The 24,637-nt window shown below is 72.2% G+C and carries 25 protein-coding genes; 15 read left to right on the plus strand and 10 right to left on the minus strand.

Annotated elements, in window-relative coordinates; all coding sequences use genetic code 11:
- From disA to B118_RS0106120, 4 genes are all read right to left on the minus strand, one after another.
- The gene (gene disA / locus B118_RS0106105; RefSeq protein ID WP_018222256.1) at positions 1–1,176 is read right to left on the minus strand and encodes a DNA integrity scanning diadenylate cyclase DisA; all 1,176 of its coding nucleotides are present in this window, start codon (positions 1,174–1,176) and stop codon (positions 1–3) included.
- Positions 1,177–1,309: 133 nt separating this feature from the next.
- Positions 1,310–2,749 (minus strand): DNA repair protein RadA, encoded by a 1,440-nt coding sequence (radA, locus tag B118_RS0106110; protein WP_018222257.1) that lies wholly within the window; start codon positions 2,747–2,749, stop codon positions 1,310–1,312.
- Positions 2,750–2,777: 28 nt separating this feature from the next.
- Positions 2,778–3,431, minus strand: a complete 654-nt coding sequence (locus B118_RS0106115; RefSeq protein WP_028192509.1) for a hypothetical protein — start codon at positions 3,429–3,431, stop codon at positions 2,778–2,780.
- 137 nt (positions 3,432–3,568) lie between these two features.
- A complete protein-coding gene (locus B118_RS0106120; RefSeq protein WP_028192510.1) occupies positions 3,569–4,495 on the minus strand; it encodes a UbiA family prenyltransferase in 927 nt (308 codons plus the stop codon).
- A gap of 45 nt (positions 4,496–4,540) precedes the next feature.
- On the opposite strand from B118_RS0106120, the gene B118_RS0106125 reads away from it, so the two are divergent.
- The 3 genes from B118_RS0106125 to B118_RS0106135 are packed head-to-tail and all read left to right on the plus strand — an operon-like array spanning position 4,541 to position 7,567.
- Positions 4,541–5,311: a methyltransferase domain-containing protein gene (locus B118_RS0106125; RefSeq protein ID WP_018222260.1), complete on the plus strand. Its 771-nt coding sequence runs from the start codon at positions 4,541–4,543 to the stop codon at positions 5,309–5,311.
- The gene (locus tag B118_RS0106130) at positions 5,308–6,471 is read left to right on the plus strand and encodes an acyl-CoA dehydrogenase family protein (protein WP_028192511.1); all 1,164 of its coding nucleotides are present in this window, start codon (positions 5,308–5,310) and stop codon (positions 6,469–6,471) included. Before B118_RS0106125 ends, B118_RS0106130 begins: the two co-directional genes overlap by 4 nt.
- A 34-nt stretch (positions 6,472–6,505) precedes the next feature.
- Positions 6,506–7,567, plus strand: coding sequence for a type III polyketide synthase (locus tag B118_RS0106135; RefSeq protein ID WP_033660422.1), 1,062 nt, complete (start codon positions 6,506–6,508; stop codon positions 7,565–7,567).
- Here the strand turns inward: B118_RS0106135 and B118_RS0106140 are convergent.
- Entirely contained in the window at positions 7,547–8,209 is a 663-nt protein-coding gene (locus B118_RS0106140) for a hypothetical protein (protein ID WP_018222263.1), read from the minus strand. The genes B118_RS0106135 and B118_RS0106140 overlap by 21 nt on opposite strands.
- A 320-nt stretch (positions 8,210–8,529) precedes the next feature.
- On the opposite strand from B118_RS0106140, the gene B118_RS0106145 reads away from it, so the two are divergent.
- From B118_RS0106145 to B118_RS0106160, 4 genes are read left to right on the plus strand one after another with little or no spacing between them, the layout of a single operon-like run.
- Complete coding sequence (locus tag B118_RS0106145; RefSeq protein WP_012015454.1) at positions 8,530–9,015, plus strand: CarD family transcriptional regulator; 486 nt, start codon at positions 8,530–8,532, stop codon at positions 9,013–9,015.
- Between the two features lie 56 nt (positions 9,016–9,071).
- Entirely contained in the window at positions 9,072–9,767 is a 696-nt protein-coding gene (gene ispD, locus B118_RS0106150; RefSeq protein ID WP_018222264.1) for a 2-C-methyl-D-erythritol 4-phosphate cytidylyltransferase, read from the plus strand.
- Between the two features lie 13 nt (positions 9,768–9,780).
- On the plus strand, positions 9,781–10,266 hold the full coding sequence (ispF, locus tag B118_RS0106155; protein WP_018222265.1) for a 2-C-methyl-D-erythritol 2,4-cyclodiphosphate synthase: 486 nt from the start codon (positions 9,781–9,783) through the stop codon (positions 10,264–10,266).
- 10 nt (positions 10,267–10,276) lie between these two features.
- Positions 10,277–11,302 carry a tetratricopeptide repeat protein gene (locus tag B118_RS0106160; RefSeq protein WP_018222266.1) on the plus strand — a complete coding sequence of 342 codons (1,026 nt, stop codon included), beginning with the start codon at positions 10,277–10,279 and terminating at the stop codon, positions 11,300–11,302.
- 3 nt (positions 11,303–11,305) lie between these two features.
- Here B118_RS0106160 and B118_RS0106165 read toward each other — a convergent pair whose 3' ends face one another.
- Complete coding sequence (locus B118_RS0106165; RefSeq protein WP_028192512.1) at positions 11,306–12,472, minus strand: homogentisate 1,2-dioxygenase; 1,167 nt, start codon at positions 12,470–12,472, stop codon at positions 11,306–11,308.
- 86 nt (positions 12,473–12,558) lie between these two features.
- Between B118_RS0106165 and B118_RS0106170 the strand changes: the two genes are divergently transcribed.
- The 5 genes from B118_RS0106170 (at position 12,559) to B118_RS0106190 (ending at position 16,947) form a co-directional block, all read left to right on the plus strand.
- Positions 12,559–13,422: a hypothetical protein gene (locus B118_RS0106170; protein ID WP_028192513.1), complete on the plus strand. Its 864-nt coding sequence runs from the start codon at positions 12,559–12,561 to the stop codon at positions 13,420–13,422.
- Positions 13,419–14,615 (plus strand): fumarylacetoacetase, encoded by a 1,197-nt coding sequence (gene fahA, locus B118_RS0106175; RefSeq protein WP_018222269.1) that lies wholly within the window; start codon positions 13,419–13,421, stop codon positions 14,613–14,615. The genes B118_RS0106170 and fahA overlap by 4 nt, the downstream gene beginning before the upstream one ends.
- 251 nt (positions 14,616–14,866) lie before the next feature.
- Positions 14,867–15,076, plus strand: coding sequence for a DUF397 domain-containing protein (locus B118_RS0106180; RefSeq protein WP_018222270.1), 210 nt, complete (start codon positions 14,867–14,869; stop codon positions 15,074–15,076).
- A 99-nt stretch (positions 15,077–15,175) separates the two neighbouring features.
- Positions 15,176–15,673 (plus strand): SRPBCC family protein, encoded by a 498-nt coding sequence (locus B118_RS0106185; RefSeq protein WP_018222271.1) that lies wholly within the window; start codon positions 15,176–15,178, stop codon positions 15,671–15,673.
- A gap of 20 nt (positions 15,674–15,693) precedes the next feature.
- Positions 15,694–16,947 carry an outer membrane protein assembly factor BamB family protein gene (locus B118_RS0106190; protein WP_028192514.1) on the plus strand — a complete coding sequence of 418 codons (1,254 nt, stop codon included), beginning with the start codon at positions 15,694–15,696 and terminating at the stop codon, positions 16,945–16,947.
- Between the two features lie 39 nt (positions 16,948–16,986).
- On the opposite strand, the gene hisC is transcribed toward B118_RS0106190, so the two are convergent.
- The 3 genes from hisC to hppD all read right to left on the minus strand — a co-directional run bounded on the left by hisC (position 16,987) and on the right by hppD (position 20,313).
- Positions 16,987–18,090: a histidinol-phosphate transaminase gene (gene hisC / locus B118_RS0106195; protein ID WP_018222273.1), complete on the minus strand. Its 1,104-nt coding sequence runs from the start codon at positions 18,088–18,090 to the stop codon at positions 16,987–16,989.
- Positions 18,087–19,013 carry an RDD family protein gene (locus B118_RS0106200; RefSeq protein ID WP_028188155.1) on the minus strand — a complete coding sequence of 309 codons (927 nt, stop codon included), beginning with the start codon at positions 19,011–19,013 and terminating at the stop codon, positions 18,087–18,089. Before B118_RS0106200 ends, hisC begins: the two co-directional genes overlap by 4 nt.
- A 94-nt stretch (positions 19,014–19,107) precedes the next feature.
- Positions 19,108–20,313, minus strand: coding sequence for a 4-hydroxyphenylpyruvate dioxygenase (gene hppD, locus B118_RS0106205; protein WP_028192515.1), 1,206 nt, complete (start codon positions 20,311–20,313; stop codon positions 19,108–19,110).
- A gap of 154 nt (positions 20,314–20,467) precedes the next feature.
- Between hppD and B118_RS0106210 the strand changes: the two genes are divergently transcribed.
- Positions 20,468–21,034 (plus strand): Lrp/AsnC family transcriptional regulator, encoded by a 567-nt coding sequence (locus B118_RS0106210; protein ID WP_027657591.1) that lies wholly within the window; start codon positions 20,468–20,470, stop codon positions 21,032–21,034.
- Here the strand turns inward: B118_RS0106210 and B118_RS0106215 are convergent.
- Positions 20,989–21,978: an ArsR/SmtB family transcription factor gene (locus B118_RS0106215; protein ID WP_028192516.1), complete on the minus strand. Its 990-nt coding sequence runs from the start codon at positions 21,976–21,978 to the stop codon at positions 20,989–20,991. The two genes, B118_RS0106210 and B118_RS0106215, sit on opposite strands and share 46 nt — an antisense overlap.
- A 64-nt stretch (positions 21,979–22,042) precedes the next feature.
- Here B118_RS0106215 and B118_RS0106220 point away from each other — a divergent pair, with 64 nt between their 5' ends.
- Together B118_RS0106220 and B118_RS0106225 are read left to right on the plus strand one after the other, a co-directional pair.
- Positions 22,043–23,314, plus strand: coding sequence for an MFS transporter (locus tag B118_RS0106220; protein WP_028192517.1), 1,272 nt, complete (start codon positions 22,043–22,045; stop codon positions 23,312–23,314).
- Positions 23,238–24,611, plus strand: a complete 1,374-nt coding sequence (locus tag B118_RS0106225) for a PQQ-binding-like beta-propeller repeat protein (RefSeq protein ID WP_043541054.1) — start codon at positions 23,238–23,240, stop codon at positions 24,609–24,611. The genes B118_RS0106220 and B118_RS0106225 overlap by 77 nt, the downstream gene beginning before the upstream one ends.
- Positions 24,612–24,637: the final 26 nt, after the last annotated feature.

Raw genomic sequence — 24,637 nt, forward strand, 5'->3', positions numbered from 1 at the left:
TCAGACGTAGCGTTCCAGGATCGAGGCCTCGGCGAGCCGGGAGAGTCCTTCTCGGACGCCCCTGGCCCGGGCGTCGCCGACGCCCTCGACGGCCTGCAGGTCCTCCACAGTTGCGCCGAGCAGCCGCTGAAGGCTGCCGAAGTGCCCCACCAGGCGGTCGACGATCGCCACCGGCAGCCGCGGTACCTTGGCCAGTAGCCGGAACCCGCGAGGGCTGAGCGCGGCGTCGAGTGCGTCGGCGGCGGCCGGGTAGCCGATCGCTCGGCTGACCGCGACCAGGTCGATCAACTCGGTCGCGGTCAGCAGGTCCAGCTCGACCAGAGCTTCGTCGAGGGTGCGGGACTTGCGGCCGGTGGGCAGGTAGTCCCGGATGACCAGGGTGCGGTCGGCGTCCACACCGGCCATCAGCTCGTCGAGTTGCAGCGCGAGGAGCCGGCCGTCGGTGCCCAGCTCCACCACGTATCCGGCGATCTCGTCGGCGATCCGACGGACCATCTCGAGTCGTTGGACGACGGCGACCGCGTCCCGGACGGTGACCAGGTCCTCTATCTCCAGGGCGGAGAGGGTGCCGGAGACCTCGTCCAGGCGCAGCTTGTACCGTTCGAGCGTGGCGAGTGCCTGGTTGGCCCGGGAGAGGATGGCGGCCGAGTCGTCCAGCACGTGTCGCTGGCCGTTGACGTAGAGGCTGATGATCCGCATGGACTGGCTCACCGAGATGACCGGGTAGCCGGTCTGACGGGCAACCCGCTCGGCGGTGCGGTGCCGGGTGCCGGACTCCTCGGTCGGGATCGCGGGATCGGGCATCAGATGCACCGCCGCCCGGACGATCCGGCTACCGTCGCTGGAGAGCACCACGGCGCCATCCATTTTGCACAGCTCGCGGACGCGGGTGGCGGAGAACTCCACGTCGAGCGGGAAGCCGCCGGTGCAGAGGCTCTCGACGACCCGGTCACAGCCCAGGACGATCAGGGCGCCGGTGCGTCCACGGAGGATTCGCTCCAGCCCATCCCGGAGGGCGGTGCCCGGTGCCATCAGGGCCAGGTTGGCGCGCAGTGGGTCACTGGCCGCGCCTCCGGTCACGTGCACGCTGATCGGACGGGCGGTCGAACCCACGGCACCGGTGCGGGCGTGCGGTGTCGCGCCGGCAGGCTTGGTGGTGTCGCGGTCGGTCGGCACGGGGACAGTCTACGGACTGCTCTGCGGTGGGTGCTGTCGCGGTTACTGTGATGTGTCGTGCTGCCTGAAATTCCCGATTCAACCGTTTAATGGCTTTTTATTGGGAAACTTTCAGTATAAAACGGGCTGAAGGTTATTCGGCAGATGCCCGCGCGACGGCTTGGAGCGCGGCCCGGACATCACTGACCTCGATCACCTGTAGCTGTTCGGCGCGGACACCGGTGCTCTCCGGACCGCAGCCCGGTGGTACGAGCGCGAGCCGGAAGCCGAGTCGGGCCGCCTCGGCCAGTCGGCGCGGCACCGCCCCCACCCGGCGTACCTCACCGGTGAGCCCGACCTCCCCGATCGCCACCAGGTGCGGGGTGATCGCGAGGTTGAGCCCGCCGGAGGCGACCGCCAGGGCGACCGCCAGGTCGGCGGCGGGCTCGACGACCCGGATGCCGCCAACAGTGGCCGCGAAGACCTCCCGATCGTGCAGGGTCAGCCGCTCGGTGCGGCGTTGGAGCACCGCCAGGACCATCGCGAGTCGGGCTGAGTCGAGCCCGGAGACCGTTCGTCGGGGCGAACCGGCCACCGTCGCCCCGATCAGCGCCTGCACCTCGGTGACCAGCGCACGTCGCCCCTCCATCGCCACCGTGACACAGGTGCCGGGGACCGGCTCCGAGTAGCGGGTGCGAAAGAGCCCGGACGGGTCGGCCAGGCTGCTGATGCCGCCCTCGTGCATCTCGAAGCAGCCGACCTCGTCGGCCGCGCCGAACCGGTTCTTCACCCCCCGCACCAACCGCAGGGACGAGTGTTTGTCCCCTTCGAAGTGCAGGACCACGTCAACCAGGTGCTCCAGCACCCGTGGACCGGCCACCTGGCCCTCCTTGGTGACGTGCCCCACCAGCAGCGTCGCGATGCCCCGCTCCTTGGCCACCGCCACCAGGGCCGCGGTGACCGCGCGGACCTGGGTCACCCCGCCGGGTACCCCTTCGCTGCCGGTGGTCGAGATCGTCTGCACCGAGTCCAGCACCAGCAGCCCCGGCTTGACCGCGTCCAGGTGCCCGAGCACCGCGGCGAGGTCGCTCTCGGCCGCCAGATAGAGCTGCTCGTGCAGGGTGCCCATCCGTTCGGCGCGCAACCGGACCTGGCTGACCGACTCCTCACCACTGACCACGAGCGATGGGTTGGCACCGCCGGCGGCCCACTGCTGCGCCACGTCGAGGAGCAGGGTCGACTTGCCGACCCCCGGCTCGCCGGCGAGCAACACGACCGCGCCCGGAACCAGGCCGCCGCCGAGTACCCGGTCAAGCTCGCTGACACCGGTTGGGCGGGCGCGCGCCGGCGCGGCGCTGATGGTGGCGATCGGCCGCGCCGGCTCGGCCGGCAGCCGGGAACTGACCACCCGGCCGGAGACCGTCGGGCCGGTCAGCGTGCACTCGACGACCGAGCCCCACTCGCCGCACTCCGGGCAGCGGCCGACCCACTTCGGCGGTTGGTGGCCGCAGGCGTCGCACTCGTAGGCGGGGCGGGGTGCGCGGGCGGCGCGGGCGCCGGTCGTGCCGGCGCGGCCGGAGCGGGAGGTGGTCATCCCAGGACGTTAACCGTCGCGTCGACGATCAGTGCCCGGCGCCACCCGGACCGCCGTGCCCGTCTTCCAGCTCCTCGAAGCCGGTGTGGCGCTCGATGATCGGCTCCGGGGGAGCGGCCGGGGTGAGCGGCACGGCGACCGGCGCCGCAGCCCGGATCGTGGTGCCACCGAAGTCGAAGGTCACGAAGATGGCCTCGCCGACGCGCAGCGGCTTGTCCAGCCCGATCAGCCGCAGCACCGTTGCCGCCTCCGAGTTGAGCTGTGCAAAACTCAGCGGCGGCACCACGATCTGGGCCGGCATGCCAGCGGGTGACGCAGTCTCGGTGGCCGTCGTTGCCGGGCTTTCCCCGACCGGGGCGTTGGGGTCGCTGCGGACGACGTTCTGGGCGCCCTCGGTGGTGACGGTCACCGTGACCTGGTTCGGTGAGTCGTTGTAGAGGACCACGTCCAGGTTCGCGTCGTCACCGGCCTGGTAGCCGTCTACCCCCGGGTAGGCGATCAGCAGGCTACGAACAGCGAAGTCGCCGCTCTTACTCGCGACGTTGACACCCTGAATCGACGGTACGGTTTCGGCGGTCTCGGCGACCTGACCGGCGCTGCATCCAGAGAGCAGTAGCCCGCTCGTCGCCAACCCGGCCAGTAGCAGGGCCGACCGGCGGGAACCCCTGATCGAGCGCGTCACGTCGGTCCTCCTCGTCATGATCGGGCCCGGTCGTACGCCGGACACGGTGGCCATGCCCGTGCAGACCGCGCTCCAGGGTAGTTGGGACTGATCCAGTTCCGCACGCCGACCCGGGGATGCCACCGCTGTGAGGGCGCTCAAATCAATGGTCCGCTGGTCAAAAGCAGAATTACATCGATGATGGCGATTGCTAAGACTGCTCGGAAGGCGGCCGTCGATCGGGTCGTGGCGCGATTGGTGACGCGCTCGCCGTACCAGAGTAGCGGTGGTATCAGGACGGCGGCGGCCGCCGTGGCGAGCCCGACCGGCGACGGTGGTCCGGGCGGCCCGAAGACCAGGGTGGCGGTCGCCGCGAGCAGGAGCCCGATGGCGGCGGTCCGGCTGCCGCCCGGGCCGAGCCGGTGGGGCAGCCCGCGGACGCCGGTGCGGGCGTCGTCGTCGAGGTCGGGCAGCACGTTCGCGAAGTGCGCGCCGGCGCCGAGTAGGGCCGCGGCGACGACCAGCCAGACCGGTGGCGCTCCAGCGCCCGGCAGCGCCAGCACGATGAAGGCCGGCAACGACCCGAAGGAGGCCGTGTAGGGCAGGACCGACAGCGGCGAGGACTTCAGCGGCCAGTTGTAGAGCAGCGCGGAGATCAGCCCGGCGGTGGCTACGGCCGCGGCGGCCCGGTTCGTCGTCAGCGCGAGCACCGGGGTGGCGAGCGTGGCCGCGGCGGCGGCAACGGCGGTCGTGCGTCGGCTGACCAGACCGGCGGCGACCGGCTTGTCAGGCCGCCCGACCACGGTGTCCCGCTTCGCGTCGAGCGCGTCGTTGGTCCACCCGACGGCGAGTTGACTGGCAGCCACGGTGAGCACCACGACGACCACCCCCGTCAGCCGGTGCCCGACACCCCAGGCGAGCAGGCCGGCCACGGTGGTGACCGCGGCTGCTGGCTCGGGATGACTCGCCCGGAGCAGGGCCGCCACCGACCGGTTGCGGGTCGCTCCCGAGCCACCGGCTGTGCGCCCGGCTCGGTCCGGCCGGGTCAGCACCCGCGCGACACGCCGTAGCACTGAGGAGGTCATGAGGGAAGTCTGGTCGTTACCGGGCAGTCGTGCCACGCTCGGTCCATGCCAGAGGCTGGCCGCACCCTGCCGCGCAATGATCCGCGCCAGTACGACGACCTGGCCGGGGAGTGGTGGCGGCCGGACGGCGCGTTCGCCATGTTGCACTGGCTGGCCGAGTCCCGGGCGGCGTTGGTGCCGGCGGCGTCGCGTCCCGGCGCCCTCCTGGTCGACCTCGGCTGTGGTGCCGGGCTGCTCGCCCCACACCTCGCCGGCAAGGGCTATCGACACGTCGGGGTCGACCTCACCGGTTCGGCGCTGCGCCAGGCCGCCGGGCACGGCGTGGCGGTGCTCAACGCCGACGCGACCGCCGTGCCGCTCACCTCCGGCTGCGCCGACGTGGTGGCCGCGGGCGAGCTGTTGGAGCACGTTCCCGACTGGCGAACGGTGGTGGCCGAGGCCTGCCGGCTACTCCGACCGGGCGGGCTACTCGTCCTCGACACGCTCAACGACACCGCGCTGAGCCGCCTGCTCGCCGTCCACATCGGCGAGCGGCTGCCCACGGTTCCGCGCGGGATCCACGACCCACGGTTGTTCGTGGACGCCCGCGCACTGGTCGCCGAATGTGCCCGGTACGGCGTCGACCTGCGGCTACGCGGGATTCGACCGCAGCTGATTCGGGTGCTCGGCTGGCTGGCCCGGCGGGCACGGGGTGCGGGCGGGGTGCCCCCACGCATCGTGCCGACCTGGTCAACTGCGGTGCTCTACCAGGGCTGGGGCCGGCGCGAGCGCGATCAGAAGCGGATGGACGGATCTGAGGAGGGAACGGTCGCATGACGCAGGCTGTGCAGGTGGCGCGCCGGTTGGCGCCGCGATTCGCCGCTCGGGCGGCCGACCACGACCGGGACGGCATCTTCCCGGTCGACGATTTCCGAGACCTCCGGGAGGCGGGCCTGTTCGGTCTGCTGGTGCCGCGGGAGCTTGGCGGCCTCGGCGCCGCCTTCGGGGAGTACGCGGCAGTCGCGACCGAGTTGGCCCGGGGAAACGGCGCGACCGCGCTGGTGTTCAACATGCATGCCTCGGTCACCGGCGCGCTGGGCGCGGTGACCGAGGAGTTGGCCGAGACGCTCGGCCTGCCAGACGAGGCGTTGGCGGCGCGGGACCGGCTGCTGCGGGCGGCGGCGGATGGCTCCTGGTACGCGGTGGCGATGAGCGAACGCGGGGCGGGGGCCCGGCTCTCGCAGCTCAGCACGGTGTACGAGCCGGTCGCCGGCGGCTGGCGGATCAAGGGGAGCAAGACCTTCTGCTCCGGTGCCGGCCACGCCGACGGCTATCTGGTGGCCGCCCGTAGCGCGGCTGACCCGTCGGTGGTCTCCCAGTTTCTCGTGCCGGCCGGGGACGGGCTGGCCGTCGAGGAGACCTGGGACTCGCTGGGCATGCGGTCCACCTCCTCCCACGACCTGCACCTGGAGGTGACGGTGCCGGCAGACCGGCTGCTTGGCGGGGTCGAGGGGCTGGCTCTGGTAGTGGCGCAGTTGATGCCGCACTGGCTGGTCGCGAGTTACGCCGCGGTGTACGTCGGGGTCGCGCGGGCCGCGATCGACGCCGCGGCCGAGCACCTGAACGCCCGTGAGCTCGGCGGTCTGCCGGCGGTCCGGGCCCGGCTCGGTCGCGCCGACGCGGCGGTGGCCGCGGCGGACCTGGTGGTGGCGGAGGCGGCCCGGCGGGTGGACGAGGCGCCGGGTGACGCCGAGACGAACCGTTGGGTCTGGCGGGCGAAGTTGCTGGCGGGCGCCACCGCGGCCGACGTGGCGGCCTCGGTGCTGGAGGCGGCCGGCACCGGGGCCACTCGGCGGGGGCATCCGTTGGAGCGGCTCTACCGGGATGCGCGTTGCGGTTCGCTGCACCCGGCCACCTCCGACGTCTGCGCGGACTGGCTCGGCATCGCCGTGCTCGGTGGCGACCCGGACCGCGACGGGTCGGCTCCTCGTTGGTGAAGGTGCTGGGAGATCAGAACGAAGGGTGGGCATCATGGCCGTGCCGGTGATCGCGGGGATCGGTACGGCGCATCCGCCGTCGGCCGAGCAGGGTGAGTTGTGGGAGGGCTTCTTCGCCCGGCACTACTCCGGAACCACCCGGGCGCTGGCCGAACGCATCTTCGCCAACTCGGGGGTGAATCGCCGGCAGGCCGCGGTCAATCCGGTGCTGGAGGATGTCTCCGACTGGTCGACCGAGCGGCGGATGCGGCGCTATCAGGTGGAGGCGCTGCCACTGGGCAAGGAGGCGGTTGGGCGGGCGCTCACCGCCGCCGGTCTGGCCGCCGGTGACGTCGGGCTCTTCGTGGTCTGTTCCTGCACCGGATACGCAACCCCGGGGCTGGACATTCTCCTCGCCCGGGATCTCGGCATGGCACCGGGCACGCAGCGGGTCTTCGTCGGTCACATGGGCTGTTATGCCGCGTTGCCGGGGCTGGGCGTGGCGAGCGACTTCGTGACCGCCCGAGACCAACCCGCCATGCTGCTCTGCGCGGAGCTGACCAGCCTGCACATTCAGCCCGCCACCGCCCGGGTGGACACCCAGCAGATCGTCTCGCACGCGCTCTTCTCCGACGCCGCGGTGGCCGCCGTGGTCGTGCCCGGTGGTCCCGGGTACGCGGTGCGGGCGGTCACCTCGGTGACCGACACCTCCACCGCCGATCACATGACCTGGGATGTCACCGACACCGGGTTCCGGATGGGGCTGTCGCCGAAGGTGCCGCAGGTGCTCTCGACGCAGGTACGGGCGCTGGTGGACGGCTTGCTCGCCCAGCATGACCTGCGGCGGTCGGAGGTGGACGGCTGGGCGGTGCACCCGGGCGGCCCCCGCATCCTCAACGTGGTGGAGCGGGAACTCGCCCTGCCGTCGTCCGCCCTGGCGGCGTCCCGGGAGACGTTGGCCGAGCGGGGCAACTGTTCGTCGCCGACGGTGCTGTTGGTGCTGGACCGACTACACCGATCGGTCGTGCCGGCGCGACGGGTGGTGATGTTGGCCTTCGGCCCGGGCCTGACCCTGTACGCGGGCCTCCTCGAACGGTCAGCTGGCGAGGCGGGCTAGCTCGGGTTCGTAGTCGGCGGTGGAGCGGAGCTCGGGGAGCACCTTCCGTACCGTCCCGGAGCGGTCCACGAGCAGCGCGCTGGCCACGCCGGCCCGGGGCGGCAGGCGAAGGAAAGCGCGTAACCCGTCGGCCGGGTCGTCGAGCGCGTGCAGGGCGGTCTCCGGAGCGGGGGGCGACTCGCGTACGGCGGGGGCGGGGTTGACGATGATCACGGTGACCCGGGGTGGCGCGACGGCGACGGTGTTGGCCACCTCGGCCGGGCAGGCGCACGCGTCGGTGAGGACGATCACGGCGGGCAGCAGGCCCCGCAGCGGCACCGGTTTACCGTTGTCCACCAGGTCGAACGCGGGCAGGGTTCGCCCGATCAGGTCCGCGGGGGTGGCCGGGGTTGACGCCGGTGGGGTGGGGGCGGGTTGGGCCCAGAGGGTCGCGTTCAGCCCGGCCAACACGGTGACCATGGCGATTAAAAGTGTCAGCAGCGCCGGCAGTATCGAACGAGATCGGGCCGGCCGGTTCAGTTCCCGGCGGAGCTGTTCGGCCTCGGCCGAGAGCTCTGCGGCGTTGTCCGGTACGACCACCCGGCCCCATTCGGGTGGCAGGTCTGGCAGTCCGGAGTCGTCGTCCGCGGCGGGCCTGCCCATCGAACCCCCTGGATTTTTGGCGAGCCTGAGGCGGGCTCTTGTTCAGCCTGCCGTACCGGGACCGCTCCCGCCAGGCATGGGCGAGCGCCCGGGTGCGGGCTACCATGAGTCGAGCGCATCGCCTTGGATCCGGGTTCCGCCCCTCAGCCGTGGTGGCATAGTGCCGTCACGGAGCGTGTTCAATACTTCGGTCTGACGGCCTGTCAAGCTGAAGAAATCCCTCTCACAGGGCCCCTGAGCTGCGCCAACGGTCAGGGCAGCGGTGAGACACCGGTGTCTGAGCGTGTTACCCTAGACACAGCGAAAGGGGTTTCGAACCTATGGTTTTCAGTGTCGGCGAGACCGTTGTTTACCCCCACCACGGGGCCGCACTCATCGAGGCAATCGAGACTCGGGTCATTAAGGGCGAGGAGAAGCAGTACCTCGTTCTCAGGGTCGCGCAGGGTGACCTCACGGTCCGGGTTCCTGCGGAGAATGCCGAGATCGTGGGTGTGCGCGAGGTGGTCGGCGAAGAGGGCCTCGGCAAGGTCTTCGACGTTCTCCGGGCTCCGCACACCGAGGAGCCGACCAACTGGTCACGGCGTTACAAGGCAAATCTTGAGAAGTTGGCCTCCGGTAATCCGCTGAAGGTGGCCGAGGTCGTTCGCGACCTGTGGCGGCGGGAGCGGGAGCGGGGGCTGTCCGCAGGCGAGAAGCGCATGCTCGCCAAGGCCCGCGACATTCTCGTCGGCGAGGTCGCACTGGCCGAAAAGAGCACCAAGGACGAGGCGGAGACGTTGCTCGACAAGGTGCTGACCGAAGCCTGATCCGCACCTGATCGTCGTACCCGATCTGCCATGAGTAAATCACCGAGGACCGCGACGTGACCGCGCAGCTCGATCCGCGCGGTGACGTCGCGGTCCTCGTGCCTGCGGCCGGTGCCGGCGTACGACTGGGCCCTGGCCGGCCGAAGGCGCTTCGGCTGCTCGGTGGGGAGCCGCTACTGGTGCACGCGGTCCGCCGGCTCGCCGCCGCCGCATCGGTGCACACCGTGGTGGTGGCCGCTCCGGCGCCCGATCTCGTCGCGGTCCGCGAACTGTTGGCCCCGGTGGCGCCGGTCACCGTGGTGTCGGGCGGAGCGCAACGGCAGGCCTCGGTCGCTGCCGCGCTCGCCGCGGTCCCTGCCGGCCCGGAGATCGTGCTGGTGCACGACGCGGCCCGAGCGCTCACCCCGCCCGGGCTGGTCGAGTCGGTCGCCGCGGCGGTCCGCTCCGGTCACGACGCGGTGATCCCGGTGCTGCCGGTGGTCGACACCATCAAAGAGGTCGGCGTCAGCGAGGAGGTCCTCGGCACGGTCGATCGCTCCGCGCTGCGGGCGGTGCAGACGCCGCAGGGGTTCCGGCGGGCGGTGCTGACCACCGCGCACGCCGCCGCCACCGACCCGCTCACCGACGATGCCGGCCTGGTCGAGAAGCTCGGGGTGCCGGTGGTCTGCGTACCCGGCTCCGAATACGCCCTGAAGGTCACCCGCCCGTTCGACCTGGCGTTGGCCGAGCACCTGCTGGCGACTGACCGCTGACACGTACCCTCGGATGGTGATCGTTCCGCGGGTTGCCATCGGCGTTGACATGCACGCTTTCGAATCCGGCCGGCCTTGTTGGGTCGCCGGCCTGCACTGGCCCGGGCAGGACGGCCTGGCCGGGCATTCGGATGCGGATGTCGCCGCCCACGCCGCGTGCAACGCGTTGCTCTCCGCCGCCGACCTGGGCGATCTCGGCGCCAACTTCGGGGTGGGGCAGCCGGAGTGGTCCGGTGCCTCCGGTGCGGCCCTGCTCGGCGAGAGCGCCCGCCGGGTGCGCGCGGCCGGCTACACGATCGGCAACGTTTCGGTGCAGGTGATCGGGAACCGCCCCAAGATCGGGCCGCGTCGGGCCGAGGCGCAGCAGGTGCTCTCGGCGGCGGTGGGCGCCCCGGTGAGTGTCTCCGCCGCCACCACCGACGGGCTCGGCTTTCCCGGCCGGGACGAGGGTCTGACCGGCATCGCGGTGGCCTTGGTTTACGCAGCCCCGGCCGCTTAGGCTCGCAGCGATGTCCAGCGAACCCACCTCTGACCGCTCCGCCGCCGACGGGTACCTGCAGCGGGCCCAGCTCCTCGCCGAGCTCGGCCGCTACGACGAGGCCATCACCGAGTTGGGGTTCGCCCTAGCCCTTGATCCCGCCCACGCGGCGGTGTCGACCGAGCTCTCCCGGGTGCAGCTCGCGGCGGGGCGGCCCGCCGACGCGCTCACCGCCGCCGACAACGCGTTGGCGGTCGCGCCGGACTCGGTCTCCGCCCTGGTCGCCCGGGGGATGGCCCTGGCCGACCTGGCCGACCACGGGGAGGCGGCCCGGACCGCGGATCGGATTCTCGCGCTGGGGCCGGCGGACGCGTACGCCCAGCGCAACGGCGCGGCGATCCTGGCTGGGTCCCGTAATGGTCAGCCCGCGTTGAACGCGGCGTGGCGGGGGGTGGAGTTGGCCCCACAGGAGCCGGCGGGGCACCTGGCGCTCGGGTTGGTCGCGGCGAACCTGCAGCTGTACGACTTGGCCGAGCGGGCGTACACCGAGGCGCTGCGGCTCGACCCGCAGCTCGCCGAGGCGCGGCACGACATCGGGGTGCTGCGGCTGGAGCAGCGCCGGTGGAGTGAGGCGCTGGAGCACCTCGCCGAGGCGGCGGCGATCAGCCCTGGTCGGATCAATTCGGTGCGGACGATCTCGGTCGGCCTTCGTCAGCTCGTAGTGTTTGGTGCCGGTTGGTCCATGGTCGCCGCGGTGGTGATCGCCTGCTTCGCGGTGGGCAGCCCGGGGCTGTCCCGGGCTGTCGCGGCGGCGGCCGCCCTCGGTGCCGGGCTGCTGGTGTGGCGGTACGCGGCGAAGCTGCCCGGGGTGGCCCGCACGATCCTGCCGGAGCTGCTGCGCTCCGACCGGCCGTTGGCGCTGGCCGGATATGCGACTGCCGCGGCGCCGGTGCTGCTCCTGCTCTACACCCTCGTCGGCACGGTCTGGCCGCTGGTCCTGGCGATCGCGGTGGCGGCCTTCGCCGTCGTTACCGCGCTCGCCCGTTCGGTGCGCTGAGGGCTACCCGCGCCGCGCCCAGGTCCAGGCGTACGCGTCGTCTTCGCAGGCGGCGGCGGCGTCGCAGAGCTCCAGCGGGCGGAAGGTGTCGACCATGACGGCGAGCTCGTCGAAGTAGTCAACGCCGATCGACCGTTCGGCGGCGCCGGGCTGCGGCCCGTGGGTGAAGCCCGACGGGTGTAGGGAGATCGACCCCTGGCCGATGCCGGAGCCGCGCCGCGCCTCGTAGTTGCCCCCGGTGTAGAAGAGCACCTCGTCGGAGTCGACGTTGTGGTGGTTGTACGGCACCGGGATCGCGTCGGGGTGGTAGTCCACCTTGCGGGGGACGAACGAGCAGATCACGAAGTTCGGGCCCTGGAATGTCTGGTGCACCGGCGGGGGCTGGTGGACCCGGCCGGTGATCGGCTCAAAGTCGTGGATGGAGAAGGCCCACGGGTAGAGGTGCCCGTCCCAGCCGACCACGTCGAACGGGTGATTGGCGTAGACGTGCCGGGTCCAGCCGCGTCGGTGCCGGACCAGAACCTCGACGTTCTCGCCGGCAACGAGCAGCGGTGTGTCCGGTCCGCGGACGTCCCGCTCGCAGTACGGCGAGTGTTCCAGGAACTGACCGCGCACCGACAGGTAGCGCTTGGGTGGGCCGATGTGGCCGGCCGCCTCGACCGCCAGCAGCCGGACGGGCTCGGTGCCGGTGGGTACGAGCCGGTGGATGGTCGAGGTCGGGATGATCACGTAGTCGCCGGCGACGACGTCGAGGGGGCCGAAGGGGGACTCGACCCGCAGGGTGCCGGATTCGACGTAGAGGCAGTGGTCACCGGTGGCGTCGCGGAACAGCGGGGAGGGCTGGTCGGCCAGCACGTACGCGATCCGGACGTCGTCGTTGCCGAGCAGGTGGCGCCGGCCGAGCACCGGGTCGGCGCCGGGCCGGTCGAGTTGGTGGGTGCGCAGGTGGCGGGGCTTGAGTGGGAGGTTCGGCAGGCAGGTGACCGCCGGTGGGGTGAACTCCTCGGCGGCCGCGATCGCGGTCGGCGCGTGCCGGTGGTAGAGCAGCGAGGAGTCGTCGGAGAAGCCTTCCTGGCCCACCAACTCCTCGGCGTAGAGGCGGCCGTCGGGCTGACGGAACTGGGTGTGGCGCTTGCGCGGCACCTCGCCGACGCGGCGGTAGAACGGCATCTCGCCCTCCCCGAGCAGATCATCCAGGGTGTCCGAAAATCGGACGCTATTGTCCGCTCCTTTAGCGTCCCGTAGATTGTTGTCTCGTGTCAACGAAGCTGCCCCGACTCCTCGCCGGCCTCGTCGACGACGCCGCCGTCTTCCCGCCCGGCAGTGCGTCGCTGCCCGACGCCGTTCCGGCGCACCGGCAGCACCGCTCGTCCTGGTATGCCGAGCTCGTCGGCCCGCTCCTGGTCCCCGCCTCCACAGTGCTTAATCGGGAGCTGCATGCCCTGGTCGATCCAGCCGAGGAGCTCGTGGTCGGGCTGATCGGAGACACCGGAACAGCCGGCCTCCCGGCTGCCCTCGCCGCAGTGCCCACCGGCGTCACGATCCAGCAGGTCGAGGTCGCCGTCGCCGCCCGCGGCGCGGACCCGCAGCCGGGCCTGGCCAGGCTTTTCCCGGTGGCGGAGCAGCTCGCCGGCCGCACCGTCTACGCCGAGATTCCGCTGACCTTCGGCTTGATGGAGGCGCTGGACCGGCTCGTTGAGGCCCGCGCCGCCGGGCTGTCAGTGGCCGCGAAGTTCCGGACCGGCGGGCTCGCCGCCGAGCTCTTTCCCACCCCCGCCGAGCTGGCCGCGGTGATCCACGGATGTCAGCAGCGGGGGCTGCCGTTCAAGCTGACCGCCGGGCTGCACCACGCGGTGCGACACCTGGACCGGGAGACCGGCTTCACCCACCACGGCTTCGCGAACGTACTCGCCGCCGCGCTCGTCGCGGCCGGGGGCGCCGAGGTGGAGCGGGTCACCGAGCTGCTTCGCGCCACCGACCCGCGGCCGTTGCTCGCGCCGATCGAGCAGCGGCTGGACGCGGCGCGTCCGCTCTGGGTCGGCTACGGCTCGTGCAGCATTCTGGAACCACTGACCGATCTGATCCAGCTGGGGCTGGTGAACGGGGGTACCGACGCATGACCTGGGTGACCGGCCTGGAGGGCTCGCCGTACGGGCTGCACAACCTGCCGTACGGGGTGTTCCGCACCGCCGACGGCGAGCCGCGGGTGGGCGTACGCGTCGGCACCCACCTGCTGGACCTCGGCGGCGCGGAGCAGGCCGGCCTGGTGCTGGCCGCCGGTACGCTGAGCCGTCCGCGGCTGAACGACTTCATGGCCCTCGGTCGTCCGCAGTGGACGGTAGTGCGGCAGCGGATAGTCGAGCTGCTCACCGACAGCTCCCACCGGACGGCGGTCGAGCCGCTGCTCCGGCCGCTGTCGAGCGTAGAGCTCCTGCTCCCCTTCGACGTGGCGGACTACGTCGACTTCTACTCCTCAGAGCAGCACGCCAGCAACGTCGGTCAGATCTTCCGGCCGGGCCAGCCGCCGTTGCTGCCCAACTGGAAGCACCTGCCGATCGGCTACCACGGTCGGGCCGGCACCGTGGTGGTCTCCGGCACCCCGATTGTCCGGCCGTGCGGGCAGCGGGCTACCCCGCAGGGTCCGGTCACCGGCCCCTCGGTTCGCCTCGACATCGAGGCGGAGGTGGGCTTTGTGGTGGGTGTGCCCAGTCCGCTGGGCAGCCGCGTCCCGGTCGGTGACTTCGCCGACCACGTGTTCGGTGTGGTCCTGGTCAACGACTGGTCGGCCCGGGACATCCAGGCCTGGGAGTACCAACCCCTGGGACCGTTCCTCGGTAAGTCCTTCGCCACCTCGGTCGCGGCCTGGGTGACGCCGCTGGAGGCGCTCGGCGCGGCGTTCGTGCCGGCGCCGGAGCAGGATCCACCGGTCGCTGACTACCTGCGCGACGAGCCCCATCTCGGGCTTGATCTGCGCCTGTCGGTGGAGTGGAACGGTGAGCGGGTGAGTGAGCCGCCGTTCGCCACCATGTACTGGACCCCGGCGCAGCAGCTGGCCCATTTGACTGTCAACGGAGCCGCGCTGCGCACCGGCGACCTCTACGCCTCCGGCACCGTCTCCGGCGCCGAGCGCGGTCAGGTCGGTTCGTTCCTGGAGCTGACCTGGGGCGGGGCGGAGCCGGTTCGGGTCGGTGGCAGCGAACGTACTTTCCTGGCCGACGGCGACACCATCACCATCACCGGCACCGCGCCCGGCCCGGACGGCACGGCTGTCGGCCTCGGCGAGGTCACCGGCACCATCGTCGCTCCCCGCTGACCAGCGAAGCCCCTTCCGTCCGGTCGGCGCCACCCCGGTTGCGCCGCGCGGCCGGAGCGATACCACCGGTGCGCCCACGTCCGCCCGTACCGAGCGAGAAACCTCCACCGGTACGGGCGGATCGCACAGGTCGTCCGATCAGGCTCCCGTCCTGTCACGTTGATCGACCGGATCCGTCGCCACGCGGTACGGGCCTGCTCCCCGGGTCGGGCTCGCGGCCGGTTGGCGGCACGGCGACAGGAGGGTGAAGGATGAACGACTTCCCAGGTGCGGTCTGGCGATCCAGCAGCCGCTCCAACGACCAGGGGCTCTGTGTGGAGGTGGCCGACAACCTGGTCCAGGCGCTCGGCGTGGTGGCCGTACGTGACTCGAAGGACAAATCTGGTCCGGCCCTCGCGGTGGGGGCTCCGGGATGGGCGAGGTTCATCCGAGCGGTCCGGGCCGGAGAGCTCGGGAGCTGAGTGGTGCGGGGGCCGTGCGGGGCAGCTGTCAAGCAATAGCCGGCGGCGGGACCCCGCGCGGCGGTCACGGCGCGTACCGTCGACGCCACGGGAGGTGGTATGTCGCGGGTGACGGTCATGCGGTCTATCCAGGCGCAGCCGAACGACGTGTGGCGCCTGCTCACCGACCTGACCATGCGCACCCACGCCGCCCCGGGTCGGGTGGTCCTGACCCACGGCGAGTTCGGCCCGGGCACCGCCTGGCGGGAGGTCCGCTCCCAGCCGGACGGGGCGGCGCTGGTTGAGGAGTTCGTCGTGGTCGAGGCCGTGCCGCCACACCGGCTGGTACTCGCCTCACCCGGCCGGGGGGTGGACTATCGGACCACCTGGGCGCTGCGTCCGGCCCGGTGCCGAGGCGAACGCAACACGGTGGTCACGGTCACCCAGGAGGCGATCCCCGCCGGTACCCGCGGCCGGATCGTCGCGTTCTTCCTCGGCGGGCTGGCCGCTCGGGCGGTCGCCGGTGCGCTGCGCCGCGATCTCGCCGAGCTCGCCGCCGCCGGTCGGGCCGCGCCGGCCCGGCAACCACGCCGCAGCCGGGCGCCGCGTGCTGGGTAGGGTTCCGGGCGGAGGTGCGCATGGTTTTCCCGACAGGCCGCCGGCTGTTCGCAGTGGCGGCGGTGGTCGTGGTGGTGGTGCTGATGGCGGTGGCGGCCACGGTTTACCGGGTGCTGGCCCCGGCCGAGGTCAGCACCGCGGCGGCCGGCGCATACCCGACGGCGGCGACTCCGTCCCCCGGCCTCGTCGCGCGGCTGCCGGTGGCGCCACTGGTGGTGGACGGCCGAATCCGGGTGTACGCGGCCGAGCGCCAGGTTTACGCCGACGAGCCGGTCGAGTTCAAGCATCGAAGTACCCCGTACTGGTCCTTCCGTCGCTGGCCCGCCCAGCTGGAGGGCGTGGTGGCGAGCGGCCACACCGTGGTGACCCAGTGGTCGGACGGCCAGGTGGTGGCGTTGGACGGGCGTACCGGCCAGGTCGCCTGGCGGGCGGAGGGGCCGGTGCCGGAGCACGACACCGAGTCCCGGCGAACCGGTGCGGAGACCGTGTGGAACCCGGCGGGGCTCTTCGTCGCTTCGGCTGCCGACACCTCGGTGGTACTCGCTGCCGGCGGGGATGCGTTGGCCGGTTGGAACCTGGCCGATGGGCAGCGACTCTGGCAATCCGACGTCCGGCCGGGGTGTCAGCAGGCGATCGGCACCACCACGGCGGGTGGTCTGGTGAGCGTCGACTCCTGCGGCTCGGTGGCGACCATCGACTTCCGGGACGCGGTCACCGGCGCCGTTACCCGCTGGAGCCCGCCGGGCGGCGGGGAGACGCTGGTCGTCACCCCGCTCGGCTGCCACTCGGGTCGATCCGGCTGCGCCGGCCTCCGTACGGCTGTCGGACCGGGTGACGACGCGGCTCGGGGCTGGCTCTTCGGCTCGGGAGAGCCGGTGGCGGCCCCGGTGCTGGACGCGCCCGACACCCGGCTCGCCGGTGACGTCGCCGTCGGCGTACGAGACGGTGCTTTGGTGGCCCGCGAGCCGCGGACCGGGAGCGAGCAGTGGCGGCACGAGGATATGGGCGGGGCTCGGGTACTCGCGGTGGAGCCGGACCGGGTGCATCTGGTCACTGACAGCAATAACCTGATCACGTTTGATGCGGGCAGTGGGGTCCAGCGGTCCCGGTTCCAGCTTTCGCTCGGCACCGACAGCACCTCGTGGGCCCCCGGCACCGCGTACGCGGTCGATGGCTACCTGGCGGTGGAGTGCCTCCGCCTCCCGGTCGACGCGGCGGCGGACGATCAGCGTTACTTCCTCACCTCGCGACCGGTTCTGCTCGCCGCGACCTGAGCGGGCCGTCAGCTCGCGGCGAGCAGAAACCGCCGTGGCTCAGCCGAGCGCGGCCTCGGCCGCGGCCAGGAAGGCGTCGTTCTCGGCCGGGGTGCCGATGGTGACCCGGACTCCGTCGCCGGGGAAGGGTCGGACGATCACGCCGCGCGACTCGCAGGCCCGACCGAACTCCACCGCCTGGTCGCCCAGGGGTAGCCAGACGAAGTTGGCCTGGCTGGTCGGTACGTCCGGGACCAGCTTCCGTACCGCCTCGGTGACCCGGCCCCGCTCGGCCACGACCAGGGCGCAGCGCCGCCGCACCTCGTCGGCCTGGGCGAGGGCCGCCAGCGCGCCGGCCTGGGCGGCCGCGCTGGCGGAGAAGGGCGTGACCACCTTTCGGATGGCCGCGGCCACCTCCGGCTGGGCGACCAGGAAGCCGATCCGCAGCCCGGCCAGGCCCCAGGCCTTCGACAGGGTCCGCAGCACCGCCACGTTCGGTCGGTCCAGATAGCTGAGGCCGTCCGGCACCTCCGGGTCGGTGACGAACTCCCGGTAGGCCTCGTCGATGACCACCAGCACGTCGTCCGGGACCTGGTCGAGGAAGTGCTCCAACTCGGCTCGGCGTACCGCGGTGCCGGTGGGATTGTTCGGGTTACAGACCAGGACCATTCGGGTGCGGTCGGTTATCGCGGCGGCCATCGCGGTCAGGTCGTGCCCGTGCCCGGCGTCGTTGCTGACCCGTACGCTGGTCGCCCCGTTGGTCGCCGCGATGATCGGGTACGCCTCGAACGAGCGCCAGGAGTAGAGCAACTCGTCACCGGGCATGCAGGTGGCCCGGACCAGGTGATCGGCGAGCGCCACCGAGCCACAGCCGGTGGCGATCCGCTCGGCGTCCACCCCGTACTGCTCGGCGAGGGCCGCGCGCAGCGCCACCACGCCCATGTCCGGGTACCGGTGGGCGCCGGCGGCGGCTTCGGTGACCGCCGCCACCACCCCGGGCAGCGGTCCGTACGGCACCTCGTTGCTGGCCAGTTTGATCGCCTCGGGCAGGCCCAACTCGCGGGCCAGGTCGGCCGGGCTGCGCCCCGGCACGTAGCTGGGCAGGACGTCCAGGTCGGCGCGGGTGAGCCGGGGCGCTGGCCGGCGTTGTCCGGTGTCGGTCATGCGGTGTCTCCCGGGGGTGCGGGGCGGTCGTTCGGGACGGGGGTACGGGGTAGCTGAACCACCACGGTCTGCGCCCGCTTGTCGTGCAGGGCCTGCCGGAGCGGACGGTCGAACAGTGGGGAGAGGGAGTCGATGAGCTGTAGCAGGAAGCCGACGCAGCAGAACCAGAGCAGGGTGGGCAGGCCGAGCGTGTTCCAGCGGCGCAGCGCCCGCCCGAAGCCCAGCGGGGCGACGGCGCTCACCGGTAGCACCTGCAGGCCCATCACCCGTTTGCCGAAGGTCTGCCCGCGGTTGGCCATCGACGGTACCTCGTAGGCCATCCAGAGCGCCGTGGCGATCAACAGAATCGCGATCTGGAGGCCGCCGGCCTGGTCACCCGCCGCCGGCAGCTGCTCGGTGGTGGTGTCCTGGTCAACGACCCGGCGCCAGGCCTCGGCGATGGGCGGGGACATCTGCTGGATGTACTGCCACACGAACCAGAAGTTCACCACCACGTTCAGCGCGAGGACGACCGCGATGTCGATGAGGCGGGCTACCAGCCGGGCCCCCAACCCGGCCAGCGGCAGCCCGTGCGGACGAGGCTCGGGCTGCTGGCCGGGCCAGGTCGGGTACGGCGCGCCCGGTGATGGCCCGCCGGGTGTCCCCGGGTATGGCGCGCCCGGTGGGGGCCCGTAGCCCGGTGGTGGGGTGCCGGACCCGGACGTGGCGGGCTGGCCCGCCACGGCGCCCGGCTGGCCGGCGGGTGGGCCGGGCTCGTCGGGCCGGGTTGCCGGTTTCGGCTCGGGCTTGGGCTCGGGCGGCGGCGGGCCCGCCGGGGGTGTGGCCTCGGCCGGGATGGGTGCACCGAGCCAACCCTCGCCGTCCCAGTACCGCCGGGTGCCCGGGTCAGCGGGGTCCAGGTACCAACCGGGTGCGACGCTCACCGCGCCACCTCGTTCTGCTCGCTCACCTGGACACCTTAACGACGGCGGTTGGCGGTTCGGGGGTTGGCGGCCACCGGGCCGCCAACTCCGACCGTCACAGGTTGCCGCGCTTCTCCTGTTCCCGCTCGATGGCCTCGAAGAGCGCCTTGAAGTTGCCCTTGCCGAAGCCGAGCGAGCCGTGTCGCTCGATCAGCTCGAAGAAGACGGTCGGGCGGTCCTGCACCGGGTTGGTGAAGATTTGGAGCAGGTAGCCGTCCTCGTCCCGGTCGACCAGGATCCGGCGCGCCTTCAGCTCCTCGATCGGCACCCGGACCTCGCCGATCCGGGCCCGTAGCTCCGGGTCGTCGTAGTACGAATCCGGGGTCTCCAGGAAGTCCACGCCCGCCGCACGCATCGCGTCCACGCTGGCCAGGATGTCGTTGGTGGCCACCGCGATGTGCTGGGCGCCGGGGCCCTGGTAGAAGTCCAGGTACTCGTCGATCTGCGACTTCTTCCGGGCGACTGCCGGCTCGTTGAGCGGGAACTTCACCTTCCGGGTGCCGTTGGCGACCACCTTGCTCATCAGCGCCGAGTAGTCGGTGGCGATGTCGTCGCCGACGAACTCCGCCATGTTGGTGAAGCCCATCACCCGCTGGTAGAACTCGACCCACTCGTCCATCCGGCCCAGCTCGACGTTGCCGACGACGTGGTCGATCGCCTGGAAGAAGCGCTTCGGCTGGACGCCGGCGTCGATCATCGGCTGGCGGTCGACGATCGGTCGGCGGGCGACGTAGCCGGGCAGGAACGGACCGTGGTAGCGGGAGCGGTCCAGCAGGGTGTGGCGGGTGTCGCCGTAGGTGGCGATGGCGGCGAGCCGGACCGAGCCGTGTTCGTCGCTGACCTCGTGCGGCTCGGCCAGGCTGGTCGCGCCCTGGGCCACGGCGTGCGCATGCGCCGCGTCCACGTCGGGGACCTCCAGCGCGATGTCGCAGACCCCGTCGCTGTGCCGGGCGACCTGCTCGGCGCCGGGCGCGTCCGGTCGGACCGCGCCGGTGAGGACGAACCGGGCCGAACCGCTGGTCAGCACGTACTGGGCGTGATCCCGGTAGCCCTGCTCCGGCCCCCGGTAGGCCACGCAGGTCATGCCGAACGCGGTGGAGTAGTAGTGCGCGGCCTGTTTGGCGTTGCCGACCAGGAACTGCACGTGGTCCAGGCCCCGGACCGGGAACGGGTCGCGGCTGATGTCGTGGTCAACGGCGCCGACCAGCAGGTCGGCGTTGATCTCGTCGTTCGACTGGGGTCGGTCGATCGCCTGGGTCATGGTGGCCCTCCCTCGCGTACCGGCCGGCCTGGTGGGCCGCGGCCGTGGTTCCGTCAGTGCCGGTTCTTCCCGTGAATATCGCTGTGCTTCCGGTCACTGGGCAACTGTTGTTGAACTGGCTGGTCAGCTTGTACAAGCAGTAGGGTCCTTACCTATGAACCCTGGTCATGCTGTCCAGCTGGACAGCCTCGACGTTGGCCTGATCGAGCTCTTCGCCGAGGAGCCGCGGATCGGAGTGCTGGAGTGCTCCCGTCGCCTCGGGGTGGCCCGGGGCACCGTGCAGGCGCGGCTGGACAAGCTGGTCGCCCGCGGGGTGATCGAGGGGTTCGGCCCCGCGGTGTCCCCGGCCGCCGTCGGGTTCGGGGTGACCAGCTTCGTCACCCTGGAGATCAGCCAACGACACGGGCGCGATCCGGTCGTCGCCCACCTGGCGGCGATCCCGGAGGTGCTCGAGGCGCACACCATCACCGGCTCCGGTGACCTGCTCTGCCGAATCGTGGCCCGTTCCAACGCCGACCTGCAACGGGTGATCGACCAGATCGTGTCCCACGAGAGCATCCGACGAACCTCGACGATCATCGCCCTGGCCGAGCAGATCCCGCACCGGGTCCTGCCCCTGCTCCGCTCCGCGCTGCCGACGACGTCACCGCCGGCGGCGGAGGGCGCCGGGGCCGGTCAGCCGTTCTCGGCGAGCGCGTCCCCCAGCGAGGTGCGGCGGTAGCGGACCGTCCGGCCGACGCGGGCGCGGGTCACCAGGCCCGCCTCGCGCAGCACCGCCAGATGGTCGCCGACGCCGCCCAGGCTCAGACCGAGTTGGGCGACGAGCTGACTGGTCGTCGCGGGGGCCGTCAGGGCGCGCAGCACCGTGGCGCGGCCCCGACCGACCAGCCGGTCCAGCGCGTCCACCGGCCGCGCCGGGTCCGGGGGTCCGAGTAGTTCGGCGACCCCGGCGGCCCGGTAGACGATCGCGTACGGCCCGGGCTGCTCGACGTAGCACATCAGGGAGCCGAACACGGTGGGAACGAACAGCATCCCGCGCCCGCTCAGCGGGTACGTCCGCGGGTCCCGGTCGTCGATGTCGAGATAGCCGACGCCCGGGCCGGGCACCCAGCGCAGCCGGGGGTCCAGGTCCGCGACCGCCGCGCCCCAGCCGTACGCGAGCAGCCGCCCCGCCCGGTGCAGCAGGTCCCGCTCCAGGACGGCCCGCAGTCGCGGCCAGTCCGGCTCGACCAGCGTGACCCAGGCCGCTTCGATCCCGTCGGCGAGTTGGTCCACCACCGTCGGCGACTCGTAGATCCGACGGGCGTTCGCCGGTGGGGTGCGGTGGCCGGCGAGGTTGCGGGCCAACTCGGCGCGGGCCCGCGCCAGTGGAGTAGACCGGACCAGGGCGAGTTCGTCGGCGAACTCCCGTGCCGTGCCGTCCGGCGGCGGTTGGAAGAAGTCCGCGTTGTACGCGTCCCGGCGCTGCAACGCCAACAGCGCGTCGATCGCCGGCACGCTTCGCCGCAGCTGCTCGAAGACGGGGCGGGCCCGGGTCACCCACGGGGTCAGCCCGGTGGCCTCGCTCTGCCCGGCGCAGAGCCGCAGCGCCGACACCGCCTCCCCGAGCGGCGAGATGGCGTAGCGGCTCACCGCCACATCCGCCGAGGTCACCTCGATCCACATGCTGCTCCTTTCGCTGGTGAACGAAAGGATAGGTCGTCGGCGGTTCACTCCCCACACTTGCTCGGTGATCGTTACCGACTCCCGTCCCGTCACCTTCCGGGACGTCTTCGCCGTCGCCGAGTTCCGGGCGCTCTTCGGCGGCTACAGCGTCTTCGTGATCGGCGAGACGGTGAAGATGCTCGCCCTGTCCATGCTGATCTACGAGCGCACCGGCTCCGGGCTGCTCGCCGCGTTGGCGTACGTGACCGGGTTCCTGCCGCACGCGGTCGGCGGGGTGTTCCTGCTCGCCCTCGCCGACCGGTGGCCGCCGCGGCGGCTCATCGTCGGCTACGACCTGCTCCGGCTCGCCATGGTGGTGGTGCTCGCGCTCGGCGTGCTCTCCCCGGCGGCCATGCTCGGCCTGGTCGCGGTCGTCGGACTCCTCGCCCCGGTCAGCAGCGCCGCCCGCAGCGCGCTGCTGCCGGAGATACTGCGCGGCGACGCGTACGTGTTGGGGCGGTCGGTGCTCACCGTGGCGGCCGGGGGTACCCAGGTGGCCGGGTTCGCCCTCGGTGGCCTGCTGCTCGGGCTGGTCGGCCCGTACGGGGCGCTCTGGCTCACGGCGGCCACCTGCCTCCTCGCCGCCCTGCTGGCCCGGGTCGGGCTGACGTCCCGAGCGCCCCGGGCGGCGGACGCCGGAAACGCCGTCGGGGAGACCTGGCGGGTCAACCGGACACTCCTCGCCGACCGGCGGATACGCAGCCTGCTCCTGGCACAGTGGATTCCCGGCTCGCTGCTGGTCGGGGCCGATGGCGTGCTCGTGCCGTACGCGGCCCAGCTCGACCCGGCGGCCAGTGCCGGCCTGCTGCTGATGGCCGGCGCCTTCGGGATGCTCCTCGGTGACCTGCTGGTAGGACGGTTCGTCGGGCCCGCCCGCCGGGAGGCGTTGACTCCGTGGCTGGCGCTGCTGCTCGGCGTGCCGATGCTGGCTTTCGTGGCCGAGCCGAGCCAGTGGCCGGCGGTGGTGCTGCTCACGGTCGCGACCGCCGGTTTCGCCTACCACCTCGGGCTGGCCCGGCGGTTTCTCGACGCGGTGCCGGAAGCCCGCCGGGGGCAGGCGTTCGGGCTGCTGGGCACCGGCATGATGGCGGGGCAGGGATTGGCCGCCGCGGCCGGCGGGGCGTTGAGCGAGGTGGTCGCCCCCGGCACCGTGATGGCGCTGGCGGGGGTGGCGTCGATCACCGCGACGGTGGTGCTCTGGCGGACGCTGGCCCCGCCGGGTGCGGGCGCGGCGGGATGCGGCGGTCCGGGCAGGCGGCTACCGTGTCCCGGTGGTGAAGGGGCGCGGCCTTGGTAAGCCTGGTTGGTTGCTGCTCGGGCTCGTGACGGTCGTCGTGCTCTCGGTGAGCGGTGTCTGGAACCCGTTCCCCGGCGTGTGGGACTGGGTCAACCGCAGTGCCCCGATCGGCGGGCCGGGCGTGGTCTGGCAGCAACGCGTCGGTGGCACCCCGCGCAGCGTCACCATCGCCGGCGAGGCCGTCGTGGTCGAGCAGCGCACCCGGGTGGAGGCGGTACGGCTCGGTGACGGCACCCCGCTCTGGAAGCGCAAGGCCGACTGGTCGGCGGTCGCCGGTGCGGGGCAGGACGCCGTCGTCGTGGTGGGCAAGCTCCTCACCCGGGGCTACGAGGTGCTCGACCCGGTCACCGGTGCGACCCGGCGCCGGGATGATGCCGCGGTCGCGGTCTGGACCTGGCAAAATCTGCTGATCGACGCGCGCTGCCCGGCCCCCACCGACTGCACGTTGCACGCCTGGGATCCGCGCGGGGACACGCCGCTGTGGACGGCCTATCTGCCGGGCGTCCAAAGTGGCCTGCTCGGCGACAACCCGGGGCTGCTCGACACCCGTCGAATCGAGGCCGTCCGGATCGACAACGGGGTCTCCGGCCCGGAGCCGGTACCCGGGCTGCTCGGGTTTCCGGTCGACGGTCGCGTGCACGTGTTGGACACCGCGACCGGACGGGTGCTGGTCGACATCGAGCCCGGCCGGGACGAGCGGCTGTCGGTGGTCGGTGGCCGGATGCTGCGGCTCACCGCCCGCTCCGAGGAGGGCAACTGTCGCTACGCCGTCTCTGGATGGGACCCGTTGTCCGGGCAGGAGATCTGGCAGCGGGCGGGCGTCAACTTCGGCACCGCCGACGCCATCGGCTGTGCCCAGCGCCGGGATCCGCTGGGCGCCCGCAGCGTGCTGGTCGGGGTGTCGCCGGACGGCAAGCAGGCGGTCCTCGACGCCTACGACGGCCGGCTGCTGCTGGTCACCGACGTGGGCACGAAGATCGTCGCCGTTGACGATCGGCATGCCCTGGTCCGCGGGGCCGACCAGCGCTCGGTCTCGGTCCGCGAACTGGGCGGTGGCGAAACCCGGTGGACCCGTCCCGCTGAGGAGGAGCCGAGGGCGTCGCTCACCCCGGCCGCGGCGATCTTCGCCGAACGGGAGCCGTCCCGGCTCGTCGCGCTCGATCCGGGTACCGGCGCTGAGCTGGCGAACCTCCGGACGGCGGCGAACGCGCTCGCGGTCGGAGCGAACGGCATGGTCATCGGCGAGGGCCGGCAGATCGGGTACGTCTCCTTCCAGTCGACCGACCCGGCGGGGTGAGAGCGCTGTCCCAGGACCTACCCGCC

It is taken from the genome of Salinispora pacifica CNR114 (assembly GCF_000514775.1).
GTDB classification, from domain to species: Bacteria; Actinomycetota; Actinomycetes; order Mycobacteriales; family Micromonosporaceae; genus Micromonospora; species Micromonospora pacifica.